The 23,525-nt window shown below is 35.1% G+C and carries 25 protein-coding genes; 22 read left to right on the forward strand and 3 right to left on the reverse strand.

The window, feature by feature from the left end; genetic code table 11:
- The first annotated feature begins 15 nt into the window (after positions 1-15).
- Both ACVWNY_RS17185 and ACVWNY_RS17190 read left to right on the forward strand, forming a co-directional pair.
- The gene (locus ACVWNY_RS17185; RefSeq protein WP_438720633.1) at positions 16-738 is read left to right on the forward strand and encodes an ABC transporter ATP-binding protein; all 723 of its coding nucleotides are present in this window, start codon (positions 16-18) and stop codon (positions 736-738) included.
- A complete protein-coding gene (locus ACVWNY_RS17190; protein ID WP_218325812.1) occupies positions 731-2,317 on the forward strand; it encodes an ABC transporter in 1,587 nt (528 codons plus the stop codon). The genes ACVWNY_RS17185 and ACVWNY_RS17190 overlap by 8 nt, the downstream gene beginning before the upstream one ends.
- A gap of 5 nt (positions 2,318-2,322) precedes the next feature.
- Here the strand turns inward: ACVWNY_RS17190 and ACVWNY_RS17195 are convergent, their stop codons facing one another.
- Positions 2,323-2,640, reverse strand: a complete 318-nt coding sequence (locus ACVWNY_RS17195; protein ID WP_218325813.1) for a hypothetical protein — start codon at positions 2,638-2,640, stop codon at positions 2,323-2,325.
- A 607-nt stretch (positions 2,641-3,247) separates the two neighbouring features.
- Here ACVWNY_RS17195 and yjeM point away from each other — a divergent pair.
- Together yjeM and ACVWNY_RS17205 are read left to right on the forward strand one after the other, a co-directional pair.
- The gene (yjeM, locus tag ACVWNY_RS17200) at positions 3,248-4,741 is read left to right on the forward strand and encodes a glutamate/gamma-aminobutyrate family transporter YjeM (protein ID WP_343214711.1); all 1,494 of its coding nucleotides are present in this window, start codon (positions 3,248-3,250) and stop codon (positions 4,739-4,741) included.
- 82 nt (positions 4,742-4,823) lie between these two features.
- Entirely contained in the window at positions 4,824-5,678 is an 855-nt protein-coding gene (locus tag ACVWNY_RS17205) for a MurR/RpiR family transcriptional regulator (protein ID WP_218325814.1), read from the forward strand.
- A 38-nt stretch (positions 5,679-5,716) separates the two neighbouring features.
- Here the strand turns inward: ACVWNY_RS17205 and ACVWNY_RS17210 are convergent, their stop codons facing one another.
- The gene (locus ACVWNY_RS17210) at positions 5,717-6,277 is read right to left on the reverse strand and encodes a helix-turn-helix domain-containing protein (RefSeq protein WP_218325815.1); all 561 of its coding nucleotides are present in this window, start codon (positions 6,275-6,277) and stop codon (positions 5,717-5,719) included.
- Between the two features lie 113 nt (positions 6,278-6,390).
- On the opposite strand from ACVWNY_RS17210, the gene ACVWNY_RS17215 reads away from it, so the two are divergent.
- Complete coding sequence (locus ACVWNY_RS17215) at positions 6,391-6,672, forward strand: LysE family translocator (RefSeq protein WP_454072045.1); 282 nt, start codon at positions 6,391-6,393, stop codon at positions 6,670-6,672.
- Between the two features lie 20 nt (positions 6,673-6,692).
- Positions 6,693-6,977 carry a LysE family translocator gene (locus ACVWNY_RS17220; protein ID WP_461211752.1) on the forward strand — a complete coding sequence of 95 codons (285 nt, stop codon included), beginning with the start codon at positions 6,693-6,695 and terminating at the stop codon, positions 6,975-6,977.
- A 42-nt stretch (positions 6,978-7,019) separates the two neighbouring features.
- On the opposite strand, the gene ACVWNY_RS17225 is transcribed toward ACVWNY_RS17220, so the two are convergent.
- Positions 7,020-7,493, reverse strand: coding sequence for a GNAT family N-acetyltransferase (locus ACVWNY_RS17225; RefSeq protein WP_218325817.1), 474 nt, complete (start codon positions 7,491-7,493; stop codon positions 7,020-7,022).
- A gap of 161 nt (positions 7,494-7,654) precedes the next feature.
- Between ACVWNY_RS17225 and ACVWNY_RS17230 the strand changes: the two genes are divergently transcribed.
- The 16 genes from ACVWNY_RS17230 to ACVWNY_RS17305 all read left to right on the forward strand — a co-directional run bounded on the left by ACVWNY_RS17230 (position 7,655) and on the right by ACVWNY_RS17305 (position 23,458).
- Positions 7,655-8,692 (forward strand): Gfo/Idh/MocA family oxidoreductase, encoded by a 1,038-nt coding sequence (locus ACVWNY_RS17230; RefSeq protein ID WP_454072047.1) that lies wholly within the window; start codon positions 7,655-7,657, stop codon positions 8,690-8,692.
- A gap of 1 nt (position 8,693) precedes the next feature.
- On the forward strand, positions 8,694-9,641 hold the full coding sequence (locus tag ACVWNY_RS17235; protein ID WP_454072048.1) for a Gfo/Idh/MocA family protein: 948 nt from the start codon (positions 8,694-8,696) through the stop codon (positions 9,639-9,641).
- A 147-nt stretch (positions 9,642-9,788) separates the two neighbouring features.
- Positions 9,789-10,895 (forward strand): helix-turn-helix transcriptional regulator, encoded by a 1,107-nt coding sequence (locus ACVWNY_RS17240; RefSeq protein WP_218325820.1) that lies wholly within the window; start codon positions 9,789-9,791, stop codon positions 10,893-10,895.
- Complete coding sequence (locus tag ACVWNY_RS17245) at positions 10,879-11,058, forward strand: hypothetical protein (RefSeq protein WP_454072049.1); 180 nt, start codon at positions 10,879-10,881, stop codon at positions 11,056-11,058. The genes ACVWNY_RS17240 and ACVWNY_RS17245 overlap by 17 nt, the downstream gene beginning before the upstream one ends.
- A gap of 18 nt (positions 11,059-11,076) precedes the next feature.
- On the forward strand, positions 11,077-11,985 hold the full coding sequence (locus tag ACVWNY_RS17250; RefSeq protein ID WP_454072050.1) for an ABC transporter ATP-binding protein: 909 nt from the start codon (positions 11,077-11,079) through the stop codon (positions 11,983-11,985).
- Positions 11,978-12,751: an ABC transporter permease gene (locus ACVWNY_RS17255; RefSeq protein WP_454072051.1), complete on the forward strand. Its 774-nt coding sequence runs from the start codon at positions 11,978-11,980 to the stop codon at positions 12,749-12,751. The genes ACVWNY_RS17250 and ACVWNY_RS17255 overlap by 8 nt, the downstream gene beginning before the upstream one ends.
- A 117-nt stretch (positions 12,752-12,868) precedes the next feature.
- Positions 12,869-13,951, forward strand: a complete 1,083-nt coding sequence (gene serC, locus ACVWNY_RS17260) for a 3-phosphoserine/phosphohydroxythreonine transaminase (RefSeq protein WP_454072052.1) — start codon at positions 12,869-12,871, stop codon at positions 13,949-13,951.
- Positions 13,952-15,136 carry a 3-phosphoglycerate dehydrogenase family protein gene (locus ACVWNY_RS17265; RefSeq protein WP_438720616.1) on the forward strand — a complete coding sequence of 395 codons (1,185 nt, stop codon included), beginning with the start codon at positions 13,952-13,954 and terminating at the stop codon, positions 15,134-15,136. It begins immediately after the preceding gene.
- Entirely contained in the window at positions 15,136-16,362 is a 1,227-nt protein-coding gene (locus ACVWNY_RS17270; protein WP_438720614.1) for a DUF1015 domain-containing protein, read from the forward strand. The genes ACVWNY_RS17265 and ACVWNY_RS17270 overlap by 1 nt, the downstream gene beginning before the upstream one ends.
- Before the next feature lie 139 nt (positions 16,363-16,501).
- Positions 16,502-16,780 (forward strand): helix-turn-helix domain-containing protein, encoded by a 279-nt coding sequence (locus ACVWNY_RS17275; RefSeq protein WP_438720612.1) that lies wholly within the window; start codon positions 16,502-16,504, stop codon positions 16,778-16,780.
- A 104-nt stretch (positions 16,781-16,884) separates the two neighbouring features.
- Complete coding sequence (locus ACVWNY_RS17280; RefSeq protein ID WP_454072053.1) at positions 16,885-17,550, forward strand: class II aldolase/adducin family protein; 666 nt, start codon at positions 16,885-16,887, stop codon at positions 17,548-17,550.
- Between the two features lie 112 nt (positions 17,551-17,662).
- Entirely contained in the window at positions 17,663-18,646 is a 984-nt protein-coding gene (locus tag ACVWNY_RS17285; RefSeq protein WP_454072054.1) for an LPXTG cell wall anchor domain-containing protein, read from the forward strand.
- Between the two features lie 104 nt (positions 18,647-18,750).
- The gene (mtnK, locus tag ACVWNY_RS17290) at positions 18,751-19,968 is read left to right on the forward strand and encodes an S-methyl-5-thioribose kinase (protein WP_454072055.1); all 1,218 of its coding nucleotides are present in this window, start codon (positions 18,751-18,753) and stop codon (positions 19,966-19,968) included.
- On the forward strand, positions 19,952-21,007 hold the full coding sequence (locus tag ACVWNY_RS17295; RefSeq protein WP_454072056.1) for an S-methyl-5-thioribose-1-phosphate isomerase: 1,056 nt from the start codon (positions 19,952-19,954) through the stop codon (positions 21,005-21,007). Before mtnK ends, ACVWNY_RS17295 begins: the two co-directional genes overlap by 17 nt.
- Positions 21,008-21,079: 72 nt before the next feature.
- Positions 21,080-22,192: an SLC13 family permease gene (locus tag ACVWNY_RS17300; protein WP_454072057.1), complete on the forward strand. Its 1,113-nt coding sequence runs from the start codon at positions 21,080-21,082 to the stop codon at positions 22,190-22,192.
- A gap of 108 nt (positions 22,193-22,300) precedes the next feature.
- The gene (locus ACVWNY_RS17305; protein WP_438720600.1) at positions 22,301-23,458 is read left to right on the forward strand and encodes a trans-sulfuration enzyme family protein; all 1,158 of its coding nucleotides are present in this window, start codon (positions 22,301-22,303) and stop codon (positions 23,456-23,458) included.
- Positions 23,459-23,525: the final 67 nt, after the last annotated feature.

Here is a 23,525-nt window from a genome sequence, read left to right on the forward strand (position 1 = left end):
TTAGGAGGTTATAAAATGATTGAACTAAAAAATGTCACCAAGAAATATGAAAATAAAACTGCATTAGACCATTTAAACTTAGAAATACCAGCGGGGAAAATTTACGGTTTTCTCGGTCATAATGGTGCAGGGAAAAGTACAACAATTAAAAGTTTGGTTTCAATTATTGAGCCAACAAGCGGAGAAATATATTTTGATGGCAAGCTTTTACCAGAAAACCGTTTAGATATCAAACGAAAAATTGCTTATGTACCAGATTCACCAGATTTATTTTTACAATTAACTGCTAATGAATATTGGGATTTAATAGCGGCTGCTTATGAAATTACCGATACTTCATCTTTGACAGAATTAATGGCTTTGTTTGATATGACGGGTCATCAAAATGAAACCATCGAGAGCTTCTCTCACGGAATGCGCCAAAAAACAGTCATTATTGGTGCTCTTTTAGCGGATCCAGCGATTTGGATTTTAGATGAACCAATGCAAGGTTTAGATCCTCAAGCGGCTTTTGATTTAAAAGGGATGATCAAGAAACATGCGGAAAAGGGCAATACCGTCATTTTTTCTACTCATAATTTAGATACGGCGCAACAATTGTGTGATGAATTGGCGATTTTAAAAAAAGGTGAGCTGATTTATAACGGAACCGTAAAAAATTTATTAGATCAGCATCCTAATGAAAGCTTGGAAACAATTTATTTAGGAATGGCTGGACGGGAGGCGACGGATGAATAGACGTTTAATCCAAAAATTAGTCGGCATCAATATTCTGTACACCAATCCTAAAGCCACCAAACAAGCTCGAGACAAGGGAAAAAAAGGTGCACAAGTTGTTAAAAGCCTGATGTGGGGATACATCATGTCTGGTGGGATTTTTTTAGTTGTTTATGGTCTGATGATGATTTTTATCGATTTTGCCAAAATGCCGGGAAATTTCACTTACTACATGGCTTTATTTGCATTAATCGGGTTTACACAAGGTTTATCGGCAATTTTTAATGTCTTCTTTGACAGCCGAGATTTAATGGACTATTTACCTCTGCCGATTTCCCAAGGAGCCATTTTCATTGCTAAATTTTTAGCCGTTGGTTTAACGATCGTGCCTTTTATTTTACCGTTACTGATTTTATTTTTCTTAGGTAGTCTAAATTCGTTACCGATTGTTTTAGCAGTTGTTTGGTCAATTCTTCTCTTTGTAATTTTCTTTTGCTTACTTTTTGGCATTTGTACTAGTTTAATCTTTGCATTTGCTAGAACAAAATTTTTCCAACAGCATAAAAAAACTTTGACCAGTTTAATGTTAGGTTTTTCGATGATTATTTCAGTGGCAGGGATCATCATGATTAATGCCACGAATTCTAGCAGCTCAATGACTGTAGCCGATCGTCCAGCATTGGCAATATTTATGCCCTTTTATTATGTAGCAGCAACACCGTTTTCTATGAATGGTTTATTATCAATTGCCGGAACCATAGTTGTTTTATTGCTTTTGTTTATCTTACTTAAGAAAATGGTTGTCCCAAGTTTGTATCAACAGATGAGCCAATCTGCAAATGACACACCTAGAAGTAGCCGTAAACATAAAAAACAAGGGAATCTAGTTCAAATTATTCGTAGCTATAATCTACAATTACTTAAAAATCCAAATTTGGTAATGCAAGTAATGAGTGCGACTTTGATTATGCCAGTGGTCTTTATTATTTCTTTTTCCTTGAATGGCGGTATCGCTTTTGACCAATTACCTAATTACTTCTTTGGTGTATTTTTTCTAGTAGGTTTATTTTTAGCAGCCATGATGACCACTCAAAGTTCTTTTGTAGCCAATATGATTTCATTGGATCGAGAGAATTTTTTATTTATCGCTTCATTACCAATTTCATTAAAAGGATATTTAAAAGAAAAATTTCGCTTAGGATTGTTTTTACAGTGTTTAATGGTAGGATTAGTGACGATTTTAAGTGGTGTTGTTTTTAAATTAACTTTTGTATTAATTGTATCAACACTGGTTGGCGGTCTTTTAGGGAGTTATTTACTCTCATTAAGTGCCTTTGCCGGTGATTATCGACATTTAAATTTAAGTTGGAACAATATCAGCCAATTATTTAGTCGTGGTGGTGGTAGTTTTCGCTTGATGTTCCGGTTATTTGGAACTATGTTCGCTGCGATTATTGTCGTTGCTCTTTATACCATGATTATGATTTTTACCAATGGCTTAATGATAGTCAACCTGCTTTTATTTTTAGTGGTGGCAGCTATCTCTGCTTTTTGGATTTGGCGGAATCAAAAAAACTTTTGGCAACGATTGTCAAATTAATTATATTAGCTAGCCTTTTGCTTGAGGCTAGCTTTATTTTTTCGTTGATTTTCAATCACTTCTTTGGCATAATTACGTAGTTTTTCTTCAATTACTGTTTCGCATTTTCCAGGCAAAACAGCAATGTTTCTAATCTTGCTAGTGGAAAATAAGCCTCTTTGAATTGATGCGCTGCCAATTACTTGATCATGATAAGTGGCGATAATCGTCAAGTATTTTTGTTCTTTAAAATAGTCTATTTTATCCTCTAAAACATTCTTCCGTAAATGAATGCCTTCAAAGTATTCTTTACTCATAGGTGTCGTTAAATGTAATTGAATCATCGAACCCCTCCTTATTAATGAAATAAATGTACACCTTAAAGTCCACTTTAAGTCAACTATAAAGTTTAATTAGCACTTATTTTCGTGATAATTATATGGCGAATTTATTAAATAACGATGGTGGATTGATAATTTTTTTTGTCCAATAAAAACATGACTACAGAATTGTTCTTTGCAAGATCAATTATTTTTAATTACTTATGTGAAAAAATATTGTACTTTTTTAAGATTTACTTGAGATATTTTGGTGAAATCGCCATCAATTTTCTGCAAAAAATAGAAAATTCTGACAAAAGAACTCAGGAAATAACAGCGATAGAAAAACTAGATACAACTATATTAAATTTTAATTAATTTATGGTGTCAAAACGAAATGATTTTAATTCATTTTTTTTTGTTATTATAAATGTCTCGATTTAGGATTTTTGACTTTAATATTCCTTGATTTGAAAACAAAAACGACTATAAATTCTACTTTTTTGGTTTTCAAAAAGTATTGCATTTTGTCTTTTTTAGGTGTAAATTTAACGTTGGGGGAATTTTACATAGTCATTTTTATATTTATTTGATTAATAACGAATAATTTTTTCCCAAATAAAATTAAGGAGTGATTTCATTGGATAAAGAAAAAGGCATGAAGCTGGGCGCCTTAGTCATGATGATTTTCACATCAGTTTTCGGGTTCGCTAATGGACCGGTAGCTTACTACTTGATGGGTTATGGATCGATCGTGTTCTACGTAGCTGCAGCAATTCTGTTCTTTATTCCATTCGCTTTAATGATGGCTGAATTTGGTTCATCAATTAAAGGCGAGAACACTGGGATGTACAAATGGTTAGAAGTGAGTGTTGGACCACGTTTCGCATTTATCGGAACATTTATGTGGTTTGCTTCTTATGTTGTATGGATGGTATCAACTTCATCAAAAGTATGGATTCCATTTACAACAACATTTGCCGGTAGTGACCAAACACAAAAATTAGCTATCTTTGGCTTAAACTCAACTCAAGTAGTGGGATTATTAGCTTGTTTATGGATGGTTATTGTAACTTTAGTCTCTATTAAAGGGGTTAAAGGTATCGTTAAGGTAACTAGTTTAGGTGGTTTAGCGGTAACAAGTTTGAATGTTGTGTTAATCGTAATTTCAGGTATTATTTTAGTTGCTAATAAAGGGCAATTGGCACAACCTTTCACAAACATCATGCATTCACATATTCCTAGTTACCAAGGTGGTACAGGGATGTTAAGTTTCGCGGTGTTCGCAATTTTCGCCTTTGGTGGGATTGAAGCAGTTGGGGGTATGGTTGATAAAACGCGTAACCCTGAGAAAACTTTTCCTAAAGCGGTTGTATTTTCTGCCTTAGTTATTTCAATTGGTTACGCTCTTGCAATCTTCTTATGGGGTGTAAGTGCAAACTGGAATGATGCCTTATCAGGTGATACAACAAACTTAGGAAATATCACTTATGTCATGATGAACAACTTAGGTTACACATTTGGTGATGCAATTGGCATGAGCCATAGTGCTGCTATGAGTATTGGTAACTGGTTTGCTCGTTATGCTGGTTTAGGGATGTTCTTATCATACAGTGGAGCCTTCTTTACTTTGACGTATTCACCATTAAAAACTTTAATCATGGGTACACCAAAAGAAATGTGGCCTAAAAAATTTACTGTATTAAATGACAATGGTATGCCATCTGTTGCAATGTGGACACAATGTGCGTTAGTTGTTGGCATTATCTTAATCGCATCATTTGCGACGCCAGATCCATCAGCTTTCTATAACATTTTGACTTTAATGGCTAACGTTTCAATGACCTTACCATATCTATTCTTGATTTATGCATTCCCTAAATTCAAGAAAAAAGATGGTTTGGATCGTCCATTCGAAGTTTATAAAAATCAAAGTATGACTGTTTTAATAGCCGTAGTAATCTTTGTTTTAGTATTGGGTGCGAATATCTTTACAATCTTCCAACCAATCATCGAAGGTGCTGGTGTGCGTGATACATTATGGATGATCGCTGGTCCTGTAGGATTCTCAGCCTTAGCAATTATCTTGTATCAAATTTACGCTAACAAAACAAATAAAGCTTAGTCATTTTCCTAGAAAACAGTAGTCAACACGACTGCTGTTTTCTTTTTTTGGTTCATCAGTTATCATTAAATGGGGTGAAAAAATGACCATAAGCGAAATTTTATACCAAAAGGAAAGTTTTACTGAAACTGAAAAGCGGATAGCCGATTATATTTTGACTCATTTAAGTGAGACCTCAAGATTAAGTGTGCAAGAATTGGCACAAAAAGCTTATGCTTCCCATTCAGCAGTTGTTCGATTGACACAAAAAATTGGTTATAGTGGTTTTCGAGCTTTTCAGACGGCTCTAATCGAAGAAGTTTCAGCTAATCGCTACCTGGGGCAACCTGTTGATCCAAATTTTCCTTTTAATCCTTATGACAATGCTGAAAAGATTGCTCAAAAAATGTTGGATTTAAGTGTTCACTCATTACAAAGAAGTGCGGCGAGCTTACAGTCTGATAGTTTAGAAGAAGTGGCTAAGAAAATGTTGTCAGCTAAACGGATATTTTTATTTGCCACCGGAGATTCTCAAATTCGGGCCCGTAGCTTTCAAAATAAGTTTAATAAAATTAATCGCTACTTGATTATTGCCGATGAATATGGGGAAAATGATTGGGCGGCATTGAATTTAACTAAGGATGATTATGCGATTTTCATTAGCTACAGTGGAGAATCAACAGACTATGAGAAATTTTTAGGATTAATGGTGCAACGAAATATTCAGCATTTATTATTGACTAGTCGTAAAGATTCATCTTTAGCCAAAATAGCCCAACAAATGATAGAAGTTCCTAGCGGAGAAGAAAAAAATGTTAAAGTTGCCACTTTTACTTCTCAGATTGCTTTTGAATACATCTTAAATACGCTATATAGTATCTGTTATGCTAGAAATTACACAACCCATTTAGTAGATTTAAAAGATAAAGAAGAGACGATGGATAGCTGGTACAATTAAATACAGAAAAAAGATGGCGCATGAAGGCCATCTTTTTTTTAATCTTTTTTATCGTACCAAATAATCATATTTATTACGGTTAGTTCTTGGGAAGGGTTCTTGTAAGAATGCTTTTGATCCGCTTTAAACTGGAGACTTTCCTTTTCCGAAATAGTTAATTCATGGGTATTAAAGGTAACTTGAAGACTACCAGAAAAAACAGTAATAAATTCTTCTGTTCCAATTGGATGAGGATCAGCTGCTAAAAAAGCACCAGGCTCAAGTTCAATAGTATAAACTTCAAAGTTTCGGCTATCGGCAAAAAGAAAGATGGGAAAGTTACGGTATTTTCCATCATCTTCCAATAATGGCTGGATGTCATTTTGTCGCACAATTTTATATTCTTCCTCAGGTGCGGCCATTAATTCGGTAAAAGAGATTTTCAATCCGTTGGCAATTTTCCAGACAGTATTTATCGTAGGATTGGCAGTTCCTTTTTCAATTTGGGCTAAGACACTTTTACTAACGCCCGTCAAAGCACTAACATTATCTAGGCTTAAATTTCTTTTTTCACGAAAAAGTTTTAGATTCTGAGCAAATGTTTGATTTATTTCAGACAAAATTTCTCCTCCTTGTTGACATTATAAAGAACGAAATGTACTATAAAAGAAACAAATTGTTATATAGAACATTTTGTTCATTATATCATATTTGAATAAGGAGGAGAAGATTCATGTTTTCAATTGCATTTTTTTCGTATATTTTCTTAACTGCTTTTACTCCCGGGCCGAATAATTTCATGGCGTTAGCGAATGCTGCTAAATATAGCTTAAAAAGAGGTCTGATTTTTTGTCTAGGTATTTTCTTTGGATTTTTAATCGATATGACATTATGTGCGGTGCTTACTTCGGTGATGTATAACTCCATTCCAATCATTGAACCTTATATGAAAATATTAGGGGCTTTATACATGTTCTTTTTGGCATTTACGGTTTTCGTGATAAACCTAAAGTAGAAAAGAAGAATCGTCAATTTTTGAATCCTAGTAGTTTGTTTACTGGAATGGTTATGCAGTTGGTCAATGTGAAAGTAATTATTTATGGTATCACAGCTATGACATCTTTTGTCCTTCCAAATGCATATTCAGTATTTGATATTATTGTAGGAATTTTATTACTGGCGATAGTAGGTTTTTTGGGGACTTGTACTTGGGCAATTTTTGGTTCAGCCTTTCAAAATTTGTTTATTAGATACCATAAACAAACCAATATTATCATGGCTTTATTATTAGTGTATTGCGGGGCAATGGTTTTGAAATAGGGATTAAATAAGGAAGCCAACTAGCTAAATTGTTTGGCTTCCTTATTTGTTTAAATGAAAGATCATTAAATATTCTTCATCATTTTCGTCAATAATTTGAAAGCCAAGGCTTTGGTACATTTTTAAAGCATAATTATCTTTTTGAACTGCTAGTGAAGTATTTTTATAGTCTTTTTCTTTCAGTAATTGCAACATCTCTGCCATCAATTTACGGCCAAGCCCAAGTCCTCGATAGTCTTTGAGTACAGATATAGCAAATTCAGGGGTATCTTTATTAATTTGATCAAACCCAGAAATGATTCTTACCCATACTGCGGCAACAATTTTCCCATTGTGTTCTGCGCATAAGCAATAGTCATCTTTTAAGCTGCCAAAATCTTTAATGTAGATAAATAATTCAGGTTGATAGATTATATTTTTGGGTAGCAAATCTTCTTGGTTACGCTGGAAGATAGCTTCGTATAAAAATTCTTCCAATAAATAATATTCTTCTGTTCTCATTTCGCGAATCAGCATATTTTTCCTCTTTTTAAACAAGTATACTATTTTATTGAACAAGATGTTCAGAGTTAAAAATATTCACAAGAAAATCCTGCACATTTTGACCCAAATATTTAAAAAAAGTCCGATGGGTCCCTTTTCTAGTTATAATCAAAGAAAATAAAGGAGGGCATCACATGCTAAAAATCGCTTATATTGGAAACGGGAAAAGTACCAATCGTTATCACCTACCATTTGCCTTGAAAAATCCCCACGTGGAAGTTAAGACTATTTATTCGCGTAATAATAACAGTTCTTGGGAAAAAATCGAAGGTGTTCATTATACCAATGAGATAGAAGATATTTTTAATGATCCGGAAATTAATCTAGTGGTGGTAGCGACGCCTAGTGAGCAACATTATCCTTGGGCGAAGAAAGTCTTATTAGCAGGTAAAAACGCATTGGTAGAAAAACCTTTTGCTGAAACCTCTGAACAAGCCAAAGAATTATTTGCAATAGCAGAAGAAAAGAATCTATTTTTACAATGTTATCAAAATCGACGTTTCGATTCTGATTTTTTAACAGTCCAAAAGGTCATTAAAAGTGGTGTTTTAGGTGATTTAGTAGAAGTTGAAATGCATTATGATTATTTCCGTCCTGAAGTACCAGAAAATACAATGGCATTTAGTCAGATTAATAGTTATCTATATGGTCATGGCTGTCATACAATTGATCAGGTATTGTCATTTTTCGGTGAGCCGGATGATATTACGTATGATGTTCGTCAATTATTGGGACCAAATCGGATGAATGATTATTTTGACTTAGATTTATTTTATGGCAAGATGAAGGTTTCTGTGAAATCCAGTTATTTTAGATTGAAGGAGCGCCCAAGTTTTGTTGTATATGGCAAAAAAGGTGTCTTTGAAAAAGTCACAAAAGATCGTCAGGAAGAAGATTTGAAACATTTTTATATGCCGACTAATGATGATTTCGGCTTAGATTTTCCTGAACATTATGGTACCCTTACTTATATGGATGAACAAGGGCAATACCACGAAGAAAAAGTTGTCTCTGAGGTGGGGGATTACAGCCGTATTTATGAAGGCGTCTATCAGTCTATTGTTAATGGCGCTGATAAAATTGTGAAAGACCATGAAACGATTAGCCAACTTGAAATTTTGGAAACTGGAATTGAAAAGATGTTAGCTAAAAATAAACAGGAGGTTGAATAGCATGAAATTAGCAATTGTTGGATCAGGGATGATTGTGCATACCTTTTTGGAAATGGCACAAGAATTACCAAATACTGAATTAGTAGCTCTAGTTGGACGAGCAGCCAGCCTTGAAAAGTTGGAAAAAATTAAAGCTGACAACAATATTCAAAAAATTTATACGGATTATGGCGAGAGTTTGAAGGATCCTGAGATTGATACAGTTTACGTAGCTTTACCTAATAATATGCACTTTCAAACGGCAAAAGAGGCTCTGATTGCTGGGAAAAATGTCATTTGTGAAAAACCATTTACTTTGACTTTGGCAGAGTTTTTAGAGTTGAAAGATCTTGCTGCAGAAAAAGACTTGGTGTTAGTTGAAGCAATTACCAATCAATATTTGGAAAATTATCAAGCTATTAAAGACAGTATCAAAGATTTAGGTGATCTGAAAATCATCGAATCTAACTATTCTCAGTATTCTTCTCGTTATGATCGGTTTAAACAAGGTGAAATTTTACCAGCCTTTGATCCCAATATGGGTGGTGGTGCTTTGATGGACTTAAATATTTACAACATTCATTTTGTAGCCGGTATTTTAGGTCGTCCAGAAAAGGTGGAATATTTAGCCAATGTCGAGCGAGACATCGATACTTCTGGTATTTTGCTGCTGGATTATGGTGAAACCAAAGCAGTTTGTATTGGCGCCAAAGATTCTAGTGGGAAAATTTCTTCGATGGTTCAAGGAACGAAGGGTTATGTACGAGTGGAAGGTGCGACTAATACCGTACCTGAAGTTGAAATTGCTGGTGAAATTCAAAATTTTAATACACATCAGCATCGGATGTATAACGAATTTGTGGCTTTTGAAAAAATGATTCGTGAACATGACATGGCAGAAGTTAATAAACAATTAGCCCATTCAGAAATCGTTATGGAAATTCTACAAGCGGCTAAAGATTCAATTTAATAAGACTTATCTTCCAGTGAGATTCTTTCACTGGAATTTTTTTGTTCAAAAGTATCGTGTTGGTTGACTAATTCAAGCAATAGTTAACAATTACTCGATTGTTTTACTGAAAAACTCTTCGTATACTTATAGTGAGGAGTGATTCAGATGGATAATCAAATCGGGCGACAAATATTTGAGCTGCGAAAAGAGCAACAAATTACTCAGCAACAATTAGCGGAATTTTTGAATGTAACCAAAGCCAGTGTTTCAAAATGGGAAAACGGACAAAGTTATCCTGATATTACCTTGTTACCGTTGATTGCTTCGTATTTCAACCAATCAATTGATAATTTACTAGGCTATTCTCAGTTAAGTAAAAAAGAGATCGAAAATATTTACCGACGTTTAAAAAAAGAGCTATCAAAAAAACCTAAGGAAACTTTACAACGAATTCGTCAAATGATAAAACGTTATTGGTCTTGTTACGATTTTGTCTTTTCGATGGCGTCATTGTTGATGAATCATTTAAGTGTATTAGATGAAGATTCAGCAGAAATTGAAGGGGAATGTCTGAGCTATTTGTTACATGTTTTTAAAAATACGGATGAGTTGAGCATCAAAAATCAGGCAAAAATGTTGTTAGGTAGCATCTGGATAGAAAGAGGGGAAACCAGTAAAGTTTTTGAATTATTTGGTGGCAAAGCTCCTACCATTAATGCCGATGAGATGATAATTGCGGCTGCATTGCAAAGGGAAAGTCGTTTTGCTGAAGCCGAAAGTGTTTTACAAATTACCTTGTACCAATATTTGATTATTCAATTAAATATTTTTGGTAGTTATTTGTCTTTGCCTAACTTGTCTAAAGAGAGAATCAATCAGACGATTGGCTTTGCTGAAGGATTAATAGAGACTTTTAAGATTGAAACCTTTCATCCCATGATTGTATTGATGTTGAGATTGTCTTTGGCTCAAATGTTCGTAGCTGAACAACCAGAAAAAGCTTTAAATCAGCTAGAAAAATTTGCGGAACTGTTTGAACAAACGAATTTTCCTATTCATTTAAAAGGGAATGGATACTTTAATAAAGTGGATGTTTGGTTTGATGATTTACTGCTGGGAGATCAGACGCCACGCGATACGATGCTAGTAAAAGAAGATTTGATTCAAGGAGTTATTGCTAATTCAAGTTTTGAATCCTTAGCGGAGCAACCCCGATTTAAAGCTGTCATAGAAATTTTGTTAAGAGGTGAAAAAAATGACAAATCTAAATGAGTATTTACTTTTTTTAATTCCACTGCTCATTTTGCAGTTATTACTTGCTTTAATTGCCTTGATTAAAGTAGTTAAGCAACCAAGTTTTCGTTATGGTAACCGATTATTATGGGGATCGTTGTTTTATTTATTTCGATCTTCGGTCCGATTATATACTTTATGATTGGAAAAGAGGAGAAAAATGAATAGCTTGGTAATCCGTGATTTGAGCAAGCAATTTCACGGCAAGAAAGTCTTAGATCATATGGATTTGACGATACCTCAAGGAACTGTTTTTGGTTTTGTCGGGGAAAATGGTGCTGGTAAAACGACAACCATGAAAATTATTTTAGGTTTAATGAAAAATGACGGTGGTAAGATTGAGATCTTTGGCAAGAAAGTTCATTTTGGGCAAAACCAAAGCAATCAAGAAATTGGTTATTTACCAGATGTTCCCGAGTTTTATGATTATTTAACGGCTCCAGAGTATTTAAAACTTTGTGGGAAAATCACGGGTATTAAAAGTAGAGAATTAAAACGACGAATCGCTCAGACCTTAGCCTTGGTGGATTTAGTAGATAATCACCCAATAAGTGGCTTTTCTCGTGGTATGAAACAACGTTTAGGACTAGCCCAAGCATTACTGAATCGGCCTAAAATTTTGATTTGTGATGAACCGACTTCAGCATTAGATCCGTTAGGACGAAAAAAAATATTAGAAATTCTAGGTAATTTACAAGATACAACTGTTATTTTTTCAACTCATATATTAAGTGATGTGGAAAAAATTTGTCAGCAAGTAGCCATTTTAGATAAAGGCAAAATAGTCCTAACTGGTGATATTCAAAAGCTCAAACAACAATTTTCGAGTACTAATTATCAGTTAGTATTTGCTACTGAACATGAAGCAAATACAATTGCAGAAAAACTTCAGTTGAATCAAATAATATTTCAACAAGCAAAAAAATCATTAACCATTCCATTAATCTCTGAAAAAACGAAAGAACAATTGTTAAGCAGTTTGTCTAACAACGGGATTTTACCGCAAAAGATGGATTTAATGGCACCTACCTTAGAAGATGTATTTTTGGAGGTGGTTAAAAATGATTAGACAAACATTTATTTGGCTAAAAAAAGAGAGTATTGAAGCCTATCGTACGAAAAAGCTAATCATTATTTTATTGGTGTTTGCGATATTAGGGATCATGAATCCTTTATTGGCAAAATTGATGCCAGAAATTATGAAAACTGCCATGCCCGCCAATATGCAAATTAATTTACCAGAACCAACAGCACTTGATGCTTGGACTCAATTTTTTAAAAATCTGACGCAAATGGGTTTAATCGTCTTTATTTTAAGTTTTGGTGATGTGATGTCTAAAGAAATTGGTAGTAGTAAATTGATTCCGTTAGTAACCAAAGGGTTGAAAAGAGGAAGTGTCTTAATCGGAAAATACCTGTTTCTGATTATTTTATGGACAGTTGCAATCACTCTGAATTTTTTAATTTCATGGGGATATACGGTATATTATTTTTCCACTGAATTAGTTAAAAATTTATTTCCCAGTGTTCTAGCAATTTGGTTATTTGGCATTTTATTGATTAGTATTTTGTTGTTAGGCTCGACCATGTTCAGCAAATGGAATAGTTTGTTTGTTTTATTACTGAGTTTGGGTGTGATGTTGATCTTAAATTTTTGGCCCGCATTCAAATCAGGCAATCCCTTAAGTTTAGCTAGCCATAATATGGCCATATTAACCGGAAAAGTTGAGTTGAGTGATTTTTATTGGAGTATTGTTTGGTGTCTGATGATTAGTTTAATCTCAGTTATATTAGCTGGATGGACTTTTCGAAAGAAAAATTTAGGAAGAAATTAAGCTTGGTGATGGACCAGGCTTTTTTTTGTAAAGAAAAATTAAATTTAAATTAGTCTTTTATCATTTAAGTACTTCTGTTATAATTCTAATCACATTAAAGAAGGAGTGAAAGAGATTATGACAATTTATAATTTTTCTGCTGGCCCAGCTGTTTTACCAAAACCCGTACTGGAAACTGCCCAATCCGAAATGTTGGATTTCAAAGGTAGTGGTATGTCGGTGATGGAGTTGAGTCATCGGTCCTCCTGGTTTCAAGCTATTATCGATGATGCTGAAAATTTGTTGCGAGATTTAATGAAAATTCCAGAAAATTACCAAGTTTTATTTTTACAAGGGGGAGCAAGCTTACAATTTACGAAAATCCCTTTGAATTTCGCTCAAAATAAAAAAGCTCTTTATGTAAATACAGGTTCTTGGTCTAAAAAAGCGATTCAAGCTGCTGAAGCATTAGACAATGTTACAGTTGAAGTAATTGCTTCATCAGAAGATCAAAACTTTACTTATATTCCCGAAATACCTGCAAATGTAGATCAGGATGCAGCTTATGTGCACATTACCACCAATAATACAATTGAAGGTACAGCTTACCAAAGTATTCCTAATTTTGGCAAAGTACCAGTTGTAGCTGATATGTCATCAAATATATTGGCTAATGATTACAATGTAGAAGATTTTGGCGTGATTTATGCTGGTGCGCAAAAAAATATTGGGCCTGCAGGATTAACGGTGGTCATTATCCGTGATGATTTATTAGGTGAAAGTGATATCTCAGCGCCGATGTTAGATTATACTTTATTAGCTAAAAATGATTCATTATATAATACACCTCCGACGTACGCTATTTATGTTGCCAAATTGGTTTTTGAATGGTTACAAGAACAAGGTGGCGTTGCTGGTATCACTGCCCAAGATCAAGCCAAATCAAAACTTTTATATGATGCGATTGAAGCATCAGAATTATTTAAGAGTCCAGTTCGCGCTGACAGCCGCTCATTAACCAATATTCCTTTTGTGACTGGTAATGATGAATTGGATAAAAAATTCAATCAAGAAGCCTTAGCTTATGGCTTTGAAAATCTAAAAGGTCATCGCTCAGTCGGTGGTATGCGGGCAAGCTTATACAATGCTTTTCCGGTAGAAGGTGTCAATGAACTTGTGACATTTATGGAAAAATTCGAAGCTGAAAACGGAGGGAAATAGATGTATCATATTCAAACATTTAATGCGATTGCTTCAGAAGGTCTGGAGCGTTTTGAAAAAGAAAATTATGGAATCAACGATTGTGAAAAACCAGAGGGGATTATTTTAAGAAGTAAAAAGTTACACGATTATGATTTTCCCGATTCAGTTGTGGCGATTGCTCGCGCTGGAGCTGGTACTAATAACATTCCCGTTAAAGAATGTACCGAAAAAGGAATCGTAGTTTTTAACACACCGGGTGCCAATGCCAATGCCGTCAAAGAATTAGTGATTGCGTCTCTATTACTTTCAGTTCGTCCAATGGTAAAAGGGATTGAATGGATTCAAACACTAAGTGGATCTGATGTTGAAGAACAAGCCGAAGCAAATAAAAAACAATTTGCTGGTCACGAATTAGAAGGAAAAAAATTAGGCGTAATTGGTTTAGGAGCAATCGGGGCAATGGTGGCTAATGATGCTTATCGCTTAGGAATGGAAGTTACCGGTTATGATCCTTATGTGTCAGTTGATACAGCTTGGAGCATTTCAAGAAGAGTGAAACGGGCACAAAGTATTAAAGAAGTGTTGGCAAATTGTGATTTTATCACTGTCCACGTGCCTTTAAACGAAAACACTCGCCATATGATCGGCGCTCAAGAAATTGCTCAAATGAAAGAAACAGCACATTTATATAACTTTGCTCGTGGCGAAATTATTGATACTGATGCGATTTTAGATGCAGTTAACGAAGACCGGATTGCTGGATTTACGACTGATTTTGCAGAAGAAAAATTATTACATCATGAAAAAATTACCGTGCTGCCCCATTTAGGTGCATCAACTGAAGAAGCTGAAATCAACTGTGCCAAGATGGCAGCGCGAACGTTGAAACGCTTCTTAGAAACAGGTATTATCAAACGTTCAGTCAATTTTCCTAATGTTGAAATGGCTTTTGAATCACCTTACCGGATTACTGTAGTCAATAAAAACGTACCTAATATGTTAGGCTTAATTGCTTCTGACATTGCTGATTTGGATGTTAACATTGATAATATGGTGAATCGCGGGAAAGATGATTTTGCTTATACTTTAGTGGATGTCGATGAACAGGACGAAGCGAAAATCGAAGCGATTGAGAAAAAATTAAAAGAACATCCTGGTATCGTCCACGTACGGACAATCAAGCAAGAAGGAGTGGTTTTATAATGGTCAGAGTCGAACCTTTTAAAGCCATTCGTCCAGCTGAAAAGTTAGCGGATCAGGTAGCGTGTTTACCTTATGACGTCTTAAATTCTAATGAAGCTAGAGAATTGGCTAAAGATAATCCTTATAGTTATTTTCATATTGATAAAGCTGAAATTGATTTGCCTGAAAATTTGTCGCCCTATGATGAAAAAGTTTATCAAAAGGCCGCTGACAATTTAGCTGATTTTTTAACCAAAGAGTGGTTGAAAAAAGACCAGCAAGATTATTTTTATTTGTATCAGCTGACTATGAATGGTCGTAGTCAAACTGGGATTGTTGCTGCTACAGCTATCGATGATTATACTTCTGGTAAAATAAAAAAACATGAATTTACCCGTCATGAAAAAGAAATTGATCGCATGAACCATATCCGTGCCACCGATGCGAATACTAGCCCGATTTTCTTAAGTTATCGTCAAAAAGCTGACATTCAAGACTTATTAAAAGATTGGCAAGCTAATCACACACCGATTTATGATTTTACCAGTTTCCATGATGTGAATCATAAGGTTTGGCAAATTGACGATCCTGCCACGATTGAAAAACTAAAAAATGATTTTAAAGAAGTTGAGGCATTATATATCGCAGATGGGCATCATCGGACCGAATCAGCTGTAAAAATTGGTTTGGAAAAAAGAGCTCAGGGAAAAAATTCACCTGAAAGTGAACGCTTCTTATCAATTATCTTTCCAGATGATGAATTAGCTATTTTAGAATACAATCGTGTTTTAAAGGTTGCTCCACCAGAAAATTTCTGGTCAACGATTGAGCAATATTTTACAGTCACTAAAAACGGCGTAAAAAAACCAGTACAAGCTGGCGATATTTCCTACTATGATGGACAAGATTGGTATACTTTGACCATCAAAACAGAATTAGTTGCAGACGATCCAGTGGAAGGCTTAGATGTTGCGTATTTACAAGCCCATGTGTTTCAAGAAATTTTTGACATTCAAGACATTCGGACTGATAAACGAATTGATTTTGTTGGTGGGATTCGTGGAACGGATGAGCTAGAAAAACTAGTTGATGCTGGTGAGTTTCAGTTGGCTTTTTCAATGTATCCGACAGCTATGTCTGATTTACTAGCAGTGGCAGACGCTGGAAAAATCATGCCTCCAAAATCAACATGGTTTGAGCCAAAATTATTAAGTGGTCTATTTTTACATGATTTAGAAACGAAATAACAGTAAAGCGATGAGATTTCTCGTCGCTTTTTTGTATGTAAAGCTATTTTTACATCAGAGAAAGCCCGATGTAAGGGGATTTAGCTAGTAATCTACAAAATCGAATGCTATGGTTTTGTCAATCGAAGGGAGCGATCAGATGGAAATTGGAACCAGATTAAAACAAGCGCGTGTGGAAGCAAAGTTCACCCAAGAAAAATTAGCTGAAAAAATACAAGTTACGCGACAAACGATTTCAAGTTGGGAAAATCAGCGGAGTTATCCAGACATTAGTAGTATTGTGCAGTTAAGTGAAATCTATAACATTTCTTTGGATATTTTATTAATTACAGTAGAGTGGCAAATCATGTTGGCACGGGGAATGATTATTGTCGTTCTGATGATTCCAGCGATTTTGATTTTCAAGAAGTTGGGGTAAATTCTCACCGCATTTTCTTTATCTTATCATCTCAAATTGACTAAAAAACAAGGCTATCATATATTCTAATTGAGAGAATAATATAGAGGAATGGAGTTTTGAAAATGATGCGTTACATGAAGCAGCGACAGCAGTTGGTCGATTTTGGTAAAAAAATGATGACTGAAGGATTGACCACTGGTACTGGCGGTAATCTGTCAATTGTTGTGCCAGACGAAGCAGCGATGTTAATTACCCCTAGTGGGATTGCCTATAATGAGACAAAAATAGAGGATATCGTATTGATGGATCTTTTTGGCAATGTTTTAGAAGGAGACTGTAAGCCATCTAGTGAGTATCATATGCATGCTATTTTTTATCAAAATAATCCTGAAATAAAAAGTGTCGTTCATACCCATTCAGATTATGCGACGGCGGTTGCTTGTTTGCAACAGGATATTGAACCGTTCCATTATATTATTGCTTCTGTAGGAGATCGCGTGCGATGTAGTGGCTACCAAACGTTTGGCACACAAGCTTTAGCTGAAGAAGCTTATCGGGTGATGGGAAATAATAAAGGCATTTTACTAGGAAATCATGGCGTTTTAGCAGTGGGAAACAGTTGCAGTGAAGCTTTTTCTGTCGCAAAAGATATTGAATTTTTGGCAAAATTAAAAATCCGTGCCCAATCAATTGGTCGGCCTGTATTATTAAGCCCAGAAGATATTGCGATTACACAAGAAAAATTTGCCAACTATGGTCAACCAAAAAAAGAATTTTCAAAACTATAAGCATAAGAGATGAAGCGAAAAACTTCATCTCTATTTTTTTGCAAAAACTACTTTACAAATATATTATCTATGTTACAATTATATTACAAAAACATTACAAGAGGTGATCACGATGAAAAAAATTTTTTTAGTTTGTGTATTGAGTTTGGCATTTCCCGTAGCTGCAATGGCTGATACTACAGAATCTGTTACTAATTCTAGCATTCAACAGGAGCAAAAAGGATATGGTGCAATTGTTACAGACAAAGATGAAATAAATAGTGAAACTAGCAGTAGCAATAGTCTTGAAAAAGAAAAAACAGCAACGACTGATTCAACTGCGACTGATGCAGTAAAAGAGCAGATCGAAGAAACGACTCAATCTGCGCAATCGGAAAAATCTGAATCATCTACCACTTCTAGTGAAGAAAATGCTAAAAAAGATGATGTTAAAGATGTGGAAGATTATACACCAGCTTACATTCGAGAATTATTAACCGATTCAGCTTATCCGATTGATGCTAAAGAATTAGCTGGTTATTCTGATGAACAGTTGGCAAATGCTATGAAATTATTTGAACGTTACAATCAAGATGTTACTGGAATGGATATGGGCGGCTATGTCAGAGTATTACGAATGGTTTATAAAGACCATGTGATTTCTTGGGAGGCGGCCGAAAAAGCTTTAACTTTCAATCCTAATCAATATCAAACAATCAATGAATTATTGGCAAATGTCGATCAGTTATACGATTATGTTCAAGTACTTTATCCAGAAAACACCTTTTTCTCTCTGAAAAATCTATCGAAAACTGAATGGATCCATATTTTAAATTATTTGGCAGATTCAGGAATAGACATGAAACAATTTGGTGGTGGTTCTAGTGTCTTTTCTGGTGTAGCTTGGTGGATTCAAGATTCTTCTGAAGGTAATGCACCTTATGATAACGGTCCAAAGAAAACTGAAGAAGTGAAAAATCTTGCAACAACAGCTAAACCAGCGACTACTCAGGCTGAATTACCAAAAACTGGCACAAGAAACAACGTTTTCTTAACGGTTGCTGGCGTATTCATTTTGGGGCTAGCGGTCTTTGGTATTAGAAAAGTCCGTCATTAAAATAGTAAAAGCCAGCTGGTTAGCAGCTGGCTTTTTTTGCATAAATTGACTAAAGTTGTCTGGGAGCGTATATTTTTAAAAAGAACTTTTTTTGGAGGCTGAAAATGACAAATTATCAAGCACATTTTTTGATGGATGATGAAGCCATTAAAGATTTCGTTGTCAGTGAATTGCAACTTTTTCCTGATAAAAAAACTTTAGAGGTTGCTGAAATTGGCGATGGCAATATTAACTATGTTCATCAAGTAATAGATCAAGCAACTAAAAAAACAGTTGTGGTGAAGCAGGCCGATAAGTTTTTAAGAGCATCAGGTCGCCCATTAGATTTAGCTCGCAATCGAATTGAAGCTGATATTTTAAAAATTCAAGGAGAGTTGGCGCCACAATTTGTACCAGCAGTTTTCAACTATCACGAAAAAATGGCAGCTTTGACGATGGAAGATATCTCAGATTATCAAAATATGCGTTATCAAATGATTGAAAAAAACATATTTCCTAAATTTAGCCAAGAGATCAGTCAGTTTTTAGCTGAAGTTTTGTTGCCGACCACCGATTTGGTCTTAGCACGAGATGAGAAAAAACAGCGGGTGAAAGCTTTTACCAATATCGAAATGAGTGATATCTCTGAAGATTTGGTCTTAACTGAACCTTATTGGGATTATAAAAAGCGGAATATTATCACAGCAGGTAACGAAGATTTTGTGATGGAAAACTTGTATCAAAACGATGCATTGCAGGTTGAAGTTGCATACTTACGAAATCAATTTATGAATAATAGCCAGGCACTGATTCATGGTGATTTGCATACGGGTTCGATTTTTATTAATCATACAGGTATTAAAGTAATTGATCCTGAGTTTGCTTTTTATGGACCGATGGGCTATGACATTGGTAATGTATTGGCACATTTAGTCTTTCCGCTGATTTTAAATCAGATGGATGGTCATTTTGATCAAGATTTTGATCATTGGTTGACGCAATCAATTGAAAAAGTCTTTGATTTGACCTTTGAAAAAATAGCAAATACTTACGATGATCAGGTAAAACTACCGATGTATCTTTTACCAGGTTTCAAGGAACAATATTTGGCTGAAGTGATGGCAGACAGTTTAGGTTACGCCGGTACCGAAATCATTCGTCGCGTCGTGGGTGATACTAAGGTAAAAGAATTGAGTTTATTACCAGAAAAGGCTAGAATTCCAGCAGAAAGAATTTTAATTCAGTTTGCTACTGATTTAATTATGAACCGTGATAAAATTACTCATGGACAAGAAATCAGTGCAATCTTTACAAAGAGGGAAAAAGATGAAACGACAAGATAACGGTATGCCGACTTTATTACAATATGAAAATGTTGCGTGGTATGAGAATGGTGTAGTTAAAATTTTAGATAGGCGAGTATATCCACGAGAAATTAATTTTGTTACTTGTCAAACTTATCAAGATATCGCACAAGCCATCACTGACATGGTGACACAAAGTGCTGGACCTTACACTGCGGCTGGAATGGGAATGGCTCTAGCAAGTTTTCAAAGTCAAGAACTGACAGATGAAGAAAGAATCGCTTTTTTGAAAAAGGCCAGCGAAACAATTGCCAACGCCAGACCAACAACTGCGAATCGCATGCGGATTATTACCGAAAAAGCATTAGAGTTAGCCAAACAAACTTTAGCTGAAGGTCAAGATCCGACTGAAGCAATTTTCCAGCAAACGATTGACTCACTAAATCGTCGCTATTTCACGATGAACAAAGTGGCAGAGCATTTAATTAAAAAAATTCCCAATAACGGAACTGTTTTAACCCAATGTTACGGTGAAACGATTGTCGGTATGTTGTTAAGAGCCGCTAAAAATACAGGAAAAAACTTGAAATTCTACTGTGCAGAAACACGCCCCTATTTACAAGGTGCTCGTTTAACGGCTTCTTGTTGCGCCGAGCTAGGCTTCGATACCACAGTTATTTCTGATAATATGATTGCTTACCTAATGACTCACGAGAAAATCGATTTGTTTACATCAGCTGCTGATACGATTGCCTTAGATGGGCATATTGCTAATAAAGTTGGTACTTATCAGATTGCTATTTTAGCTAATCGGTTTGGTATTCCTTACTTTGTAACGGGGATTCCAGATGAAGATAAAAAAGATCATCATGATATCAAAATTGAAATGCGGGATCCGCAACAAGTGCTAGAATTAAATGGTATTAAACATACTTTAGCTGGTGTAAAAGCGATTTACCCATCTTTTGACGTAACGCCACCAGAACTAATTGGCGCTGTGGTAACAGATCTAGGATTCTTTTCGCCCTATGATTTGGCCAGCTATTATGAAGAAAAACCAGAGAATGATTTTTATTAATCCAATTATTTTTGACTTGATGAACTTTTGCTATTCATCAAGTCTTTTTTTAGTTATGATAATGGCGGAGGGATGAATGTGGGGAAAGTACTGGGATTTATTAAGCAAAATTGTTTGTTTAGTGGGGCATTTTTATTAGCAATAATCGCCAGTTTCATCGGTCGTTTCAGTCTGAACTTTGTTGATTGGAAAGTTATTTTGACCTTGTTTGGCTTAATGTTGGTGATTCAAGGCTTTGAAGTGTTAGGTGTTTTACGTTTTTTTGCTGAAAAATTGTTAGATTATTCAAATAGTAATCGTCAACTAATTCAATTATTAGTTTTATTGTCATTAGTTGGCTCAATGTTTTTAACTAATGATGTTGCCGTTTTGACTTTGCTACCGATTTATTTGAAATTATATATTGAACTGAAGCACTTTAAAGGCGGTATTTTTGGCGCTGTTTTGATTGTTGTTGCGGCGAACTTGGGTAGTAGTTTTTTCCCATTTGGTAATCCGCAGAATTTGTATTTATATCATTATTACCATGTGCCATTAGGGCAGTTTTTATTATGGATGGCTGGATTATTAGCGCTTAGTTGTCTTTTTTTATTTTTACTAACTTTGCGAATCCCCAAAGAAACATTGCCTAAAATTGTTGCTGAAAATGATACGATTGATAAAAAGGGTGTTTTACTGTTTAGTCTTTTGATGGGTGCCATGATTTTGGTCGTTTTAGGTCTGTTACCGGATCTGTGGACGGTTATTGGATTGATTTTAGTGGTATTTTGCTATCAAAAAGACTTATTAAAGCGGGTCGATTATTTGCTATTACTCACTTTTGTCTGTTTTTTTATAATTGTAGGAAACATCGCTGAAGCAGCAGTTGTGAGGGATATTTTAGCCCAACTTTTATCATCAGCAAAACGAGTTTACTTAATCGCTATCGCTCTGAGTCAAGTGATTTCAAATGTGCCGGCAGCCTTCTTAATGGCGCCATTTACCCAGTACCATCAAGCTTTAATCCTCGGTGTAAACGTTGGCGGTTTAGGCACGTTGATTGCTTCCTTAGCCAATTTAATTGGTTTAAACATCATTAAATTGTACACTCCAGAACAACAAAAAAGTTTCATTAAAATTTTTACTTTAGTGAATTTTTCTTTACTAATTGCAATCGGCTGCATTATTTTATTTTTTATCCATTAAAAAGTGGCGAAATAAACTGAAAAATAAATAAAATTCTCATGAAGACTCCTCCACAATTCAGATAAAACGTTTACAAAGGTGTTACAATCCATCTGAGGGGGAATAATCATGAAAGACAATACAAAATACATCCACGGCTACCCAGTATTCGATGAAACTACGGGAGCATCTTCAATACCGATTTACCAATGTTCAACATTTAAACAAGAATCTATTAGAGATAGTCAACCTTATACTTATTCACGCTTTGGCAACCCAACTCGACACGCTTTAGAAGAAGGGATTGCGGCGATTGAAGATGGACGTTTTGCGACAGCATATGCATCTGGTATGGCGGCCATTTCAGCTGTCTTACTAAGTTTCAGTCAAGGTGATCACATTGTGATGTGCAAAAGTATCTACGGTGGGACGTTCCAATTAGTCAACGAAGTGATGAATCGTTTCGGCATTGAAGTTACCTTTGTCGATGAAACAGACTTAGCTGAATGGGAACATGCCATTCGACCAAACACGCGGGCCCTTTATTTAGAAACCCCATCAAATCCATTATTAAGTGTGACTGATATTCATGGTGTTGTAGCCATCGCGAAAGATCATCACTTAATGACGATTATTGACAATACTTTTATGACGCCACAATTCCAAAAACCATTGGCTTTAGGTGTCGATGTCGTGATTCACTCTGCAACTAAATTTATTAACGGTCATTCTGATGTTGTCGCTGGGTTAGTCATCACAAACGATGAAGAATTTGCGAACCAAATTGTCCTACAACAAAAGGTTTTAGGTGGTATTTTAAGTGTTGAAGACTGTTGGTTAATTATGCGAGGTATGAAAACTTTAGGAATTCGCATGAATCAAAGTGTATCCAGCGCAGAAAAAATTGCCGAAGTATTAGAAAATCATCCGGCTGTTAAAAAAGTTCATTATCCAGGCTTAAAGAGTCATCCAGGCTATGAAATTCAAAAACACCAAGCAACGAGTGGCGGAGCAGTAATGTCCTTTGAATTAGAAAATCAAGAAGCCGTTTATACTTTTGCGGATCATTTAAAAATTCCGATCGCTGCTGTAAGTCTTGGCGGTGTAGAATCGATTCTATCTTATCCTGTCACCATGAGTCATGCTTGTGTACCGAAGGAAGAACGAGAAAAACAAGGCGTTACCGATGGTCTATTACGTCTATCTGTCGGGATTGAAGATACGGAAGATTTAGTTGAGGATTTGATGCAAGCATTAAGCTATGTGAAAATTTCAGAAAAAGTTTAATATTTTAAGCAGTAATTGACAGATTTATCTGTTAAATTGCTGCTTTTTTGCTACAATAGAAAGAAAA

The organism is Enterococcus sp. JNUCC 77 (assembly GCF_054819945.1).

Excerpts from the sequence above, each read along its gene's own strand:
- ACVWNY_RS17185 (WP_438720633.1), top strand. The coding sequence starts at position 16 with ATGATTGAACTAAAAAATGTCACCAAGAAATATGAAAATAAAACTGCA.
- ACVWNY_RS17190 (WP_218325812.1), top strand. The coding sequence starts at position 731 with ATGAATAGACGTTTAATCCAAAAATTAGTCGGCATCAATATTCTGTAC.
- ACVWNY_RS17195 (WP_218325813.1), bottom strand. The coding sequence starts at position 2,640 with ATGATTCAATTACATTTAACGACACCTATGAGTAAAGAATACTTTGAA.
- ACVWNY_RS17205 (WP_218325814.1), top strand. The coding sequence starts at position 4,824 with ATGACCATAAGCGAAATTTTATACCAAAAGGAAAGTTTTACTGAAACT.
- ACVWNY_RS17215 (WP_454072045.1), top strand. The coding sequence starts at position 6,391 with ATGTTTTCAATTGCATTTTTTTCGTATATTTTCTTAACTGCTTTTACT.
- ACVWNY_RS17225 (WP_218325817.1), bottom strand. The coding sequence starts at position 7,493 with ATGCTGATTCGCGAAATGAGAACAGAAGAATATTATTTATTGGAAGAA.
- ACVWNY_RS17230 (WP_454072047.1), top strand. The coding sequence starts at position 7,655 with ATGCTAAAAATCGCTTATATTGGAAACGGGAAAAGTACCAATCGTTAT.
- ACVWNY_RS17235 (WP_454072048.1), top strand. The coding sequence starts at position 8,694 with ATGAAATTAGCAATTGTTGGATCAGGGATGATTGTGCATACCTTTTTG.
- ACVWNY_RS17240 (WP_218325820.1), top strand. The coding sequence starts at position 9,789 with ATGGATAATCAAATCGGGCGACAAATATTTGAGCTGCGAAAAGAGCAA.
- ACVWNY_RS17245 (WP_454072049.1), top strand. The coding sequence starts at position 10,879 with ATGACAAATCTAAATGAGTATTTACTTTTTTTAATTCCACTGCTCATT.
- ACVWNY_RS17250 (WP_454072050.1), top strand. The coding sequence starts at position 11,077 with ATGAATAGCTTGGTAATCCGTGATTTGAGCAAGCAATTTCACGGCAAG.
- ACVWNY_RS17255 (WP_454072051.1), top strand. The coding sequence starts at position 11,978 with ATGATTAGACAAACATTTATTTGGCTAAAAAAAGAGAGTATTGAAGCC.
- serC (WP_454072052.1), top strand. The coding sequence starts at position 12,869 with ATGACAATTTATAATTTTTCTGCTGGCCCAGCTGTTTTACCAAAACCC.
- ACVWNY_RS17265 (WP_438720616.1), top strand. The coding sequence starts at position 13,952 with ATGTATCATATTCAAACATTTAATGCGATTGCTTCAGAAGGTCTGGAG.
- ACVWNY_RS17270 (WP_438720614.1), top strand. The coding sequence starts at position 15,136 with ATGGTCAGAGTCGAACCTTTTAAAGCCATTCGTCCAGCTGAAAAGTTA.
- ACVWNY_RS17275 (WP_438720612.1), top strand. The coding sequence starts at position 16,502 with ATGGAAATTGGAACCAGATTAAAACAAGCGCGTGTGGAAGCAAAGTTC.
- ACVWNY_RS17280 (WP_454072053.1), top strand. The coding sequence starts at position 16,885 with ATGATGCGTTACATGAAGCAGCGACAGCAGTTGGTCGATTTTGGTAAA.
- ACVWNY_RS17285 (WP_454072054.1), top strand. The coding sequence starts at position 17,663 with ATGAAAAAAATTTTTTTAGTTTGTGTATTGAGTTTGGCATTTCCCGTA.
- mtnK (WP_454072055.1), top strand. The coding sequence starts at position 18,751 with ATGACAAATTATCAAGCACATTTTTTGATGGATGATGAAGCCATTAAA.
- ACVWNY_RS17295 (WP_454072056.1), top strand. The coding sequence starts at position 19,952 with ATGAAACGACAAGATAACGGTATGCCGACTTTATTACAATATGAAAAT.
- ACVWNY_RS17300 (WP_454072057.1), top strand. The coding sequence starts at position 21,080 with ATGAATGTGGGGAAAGTACTGGGATTTATTAAGCAAAATTGTTTGTTT.
- ACVWNY_RS17305 (WP_438720600.1), top strand. The coding sequence starts at position 22,301 with ATGAAAGACAATACAAAATACATCCACGGCTACCCAGTATTCGATGAA.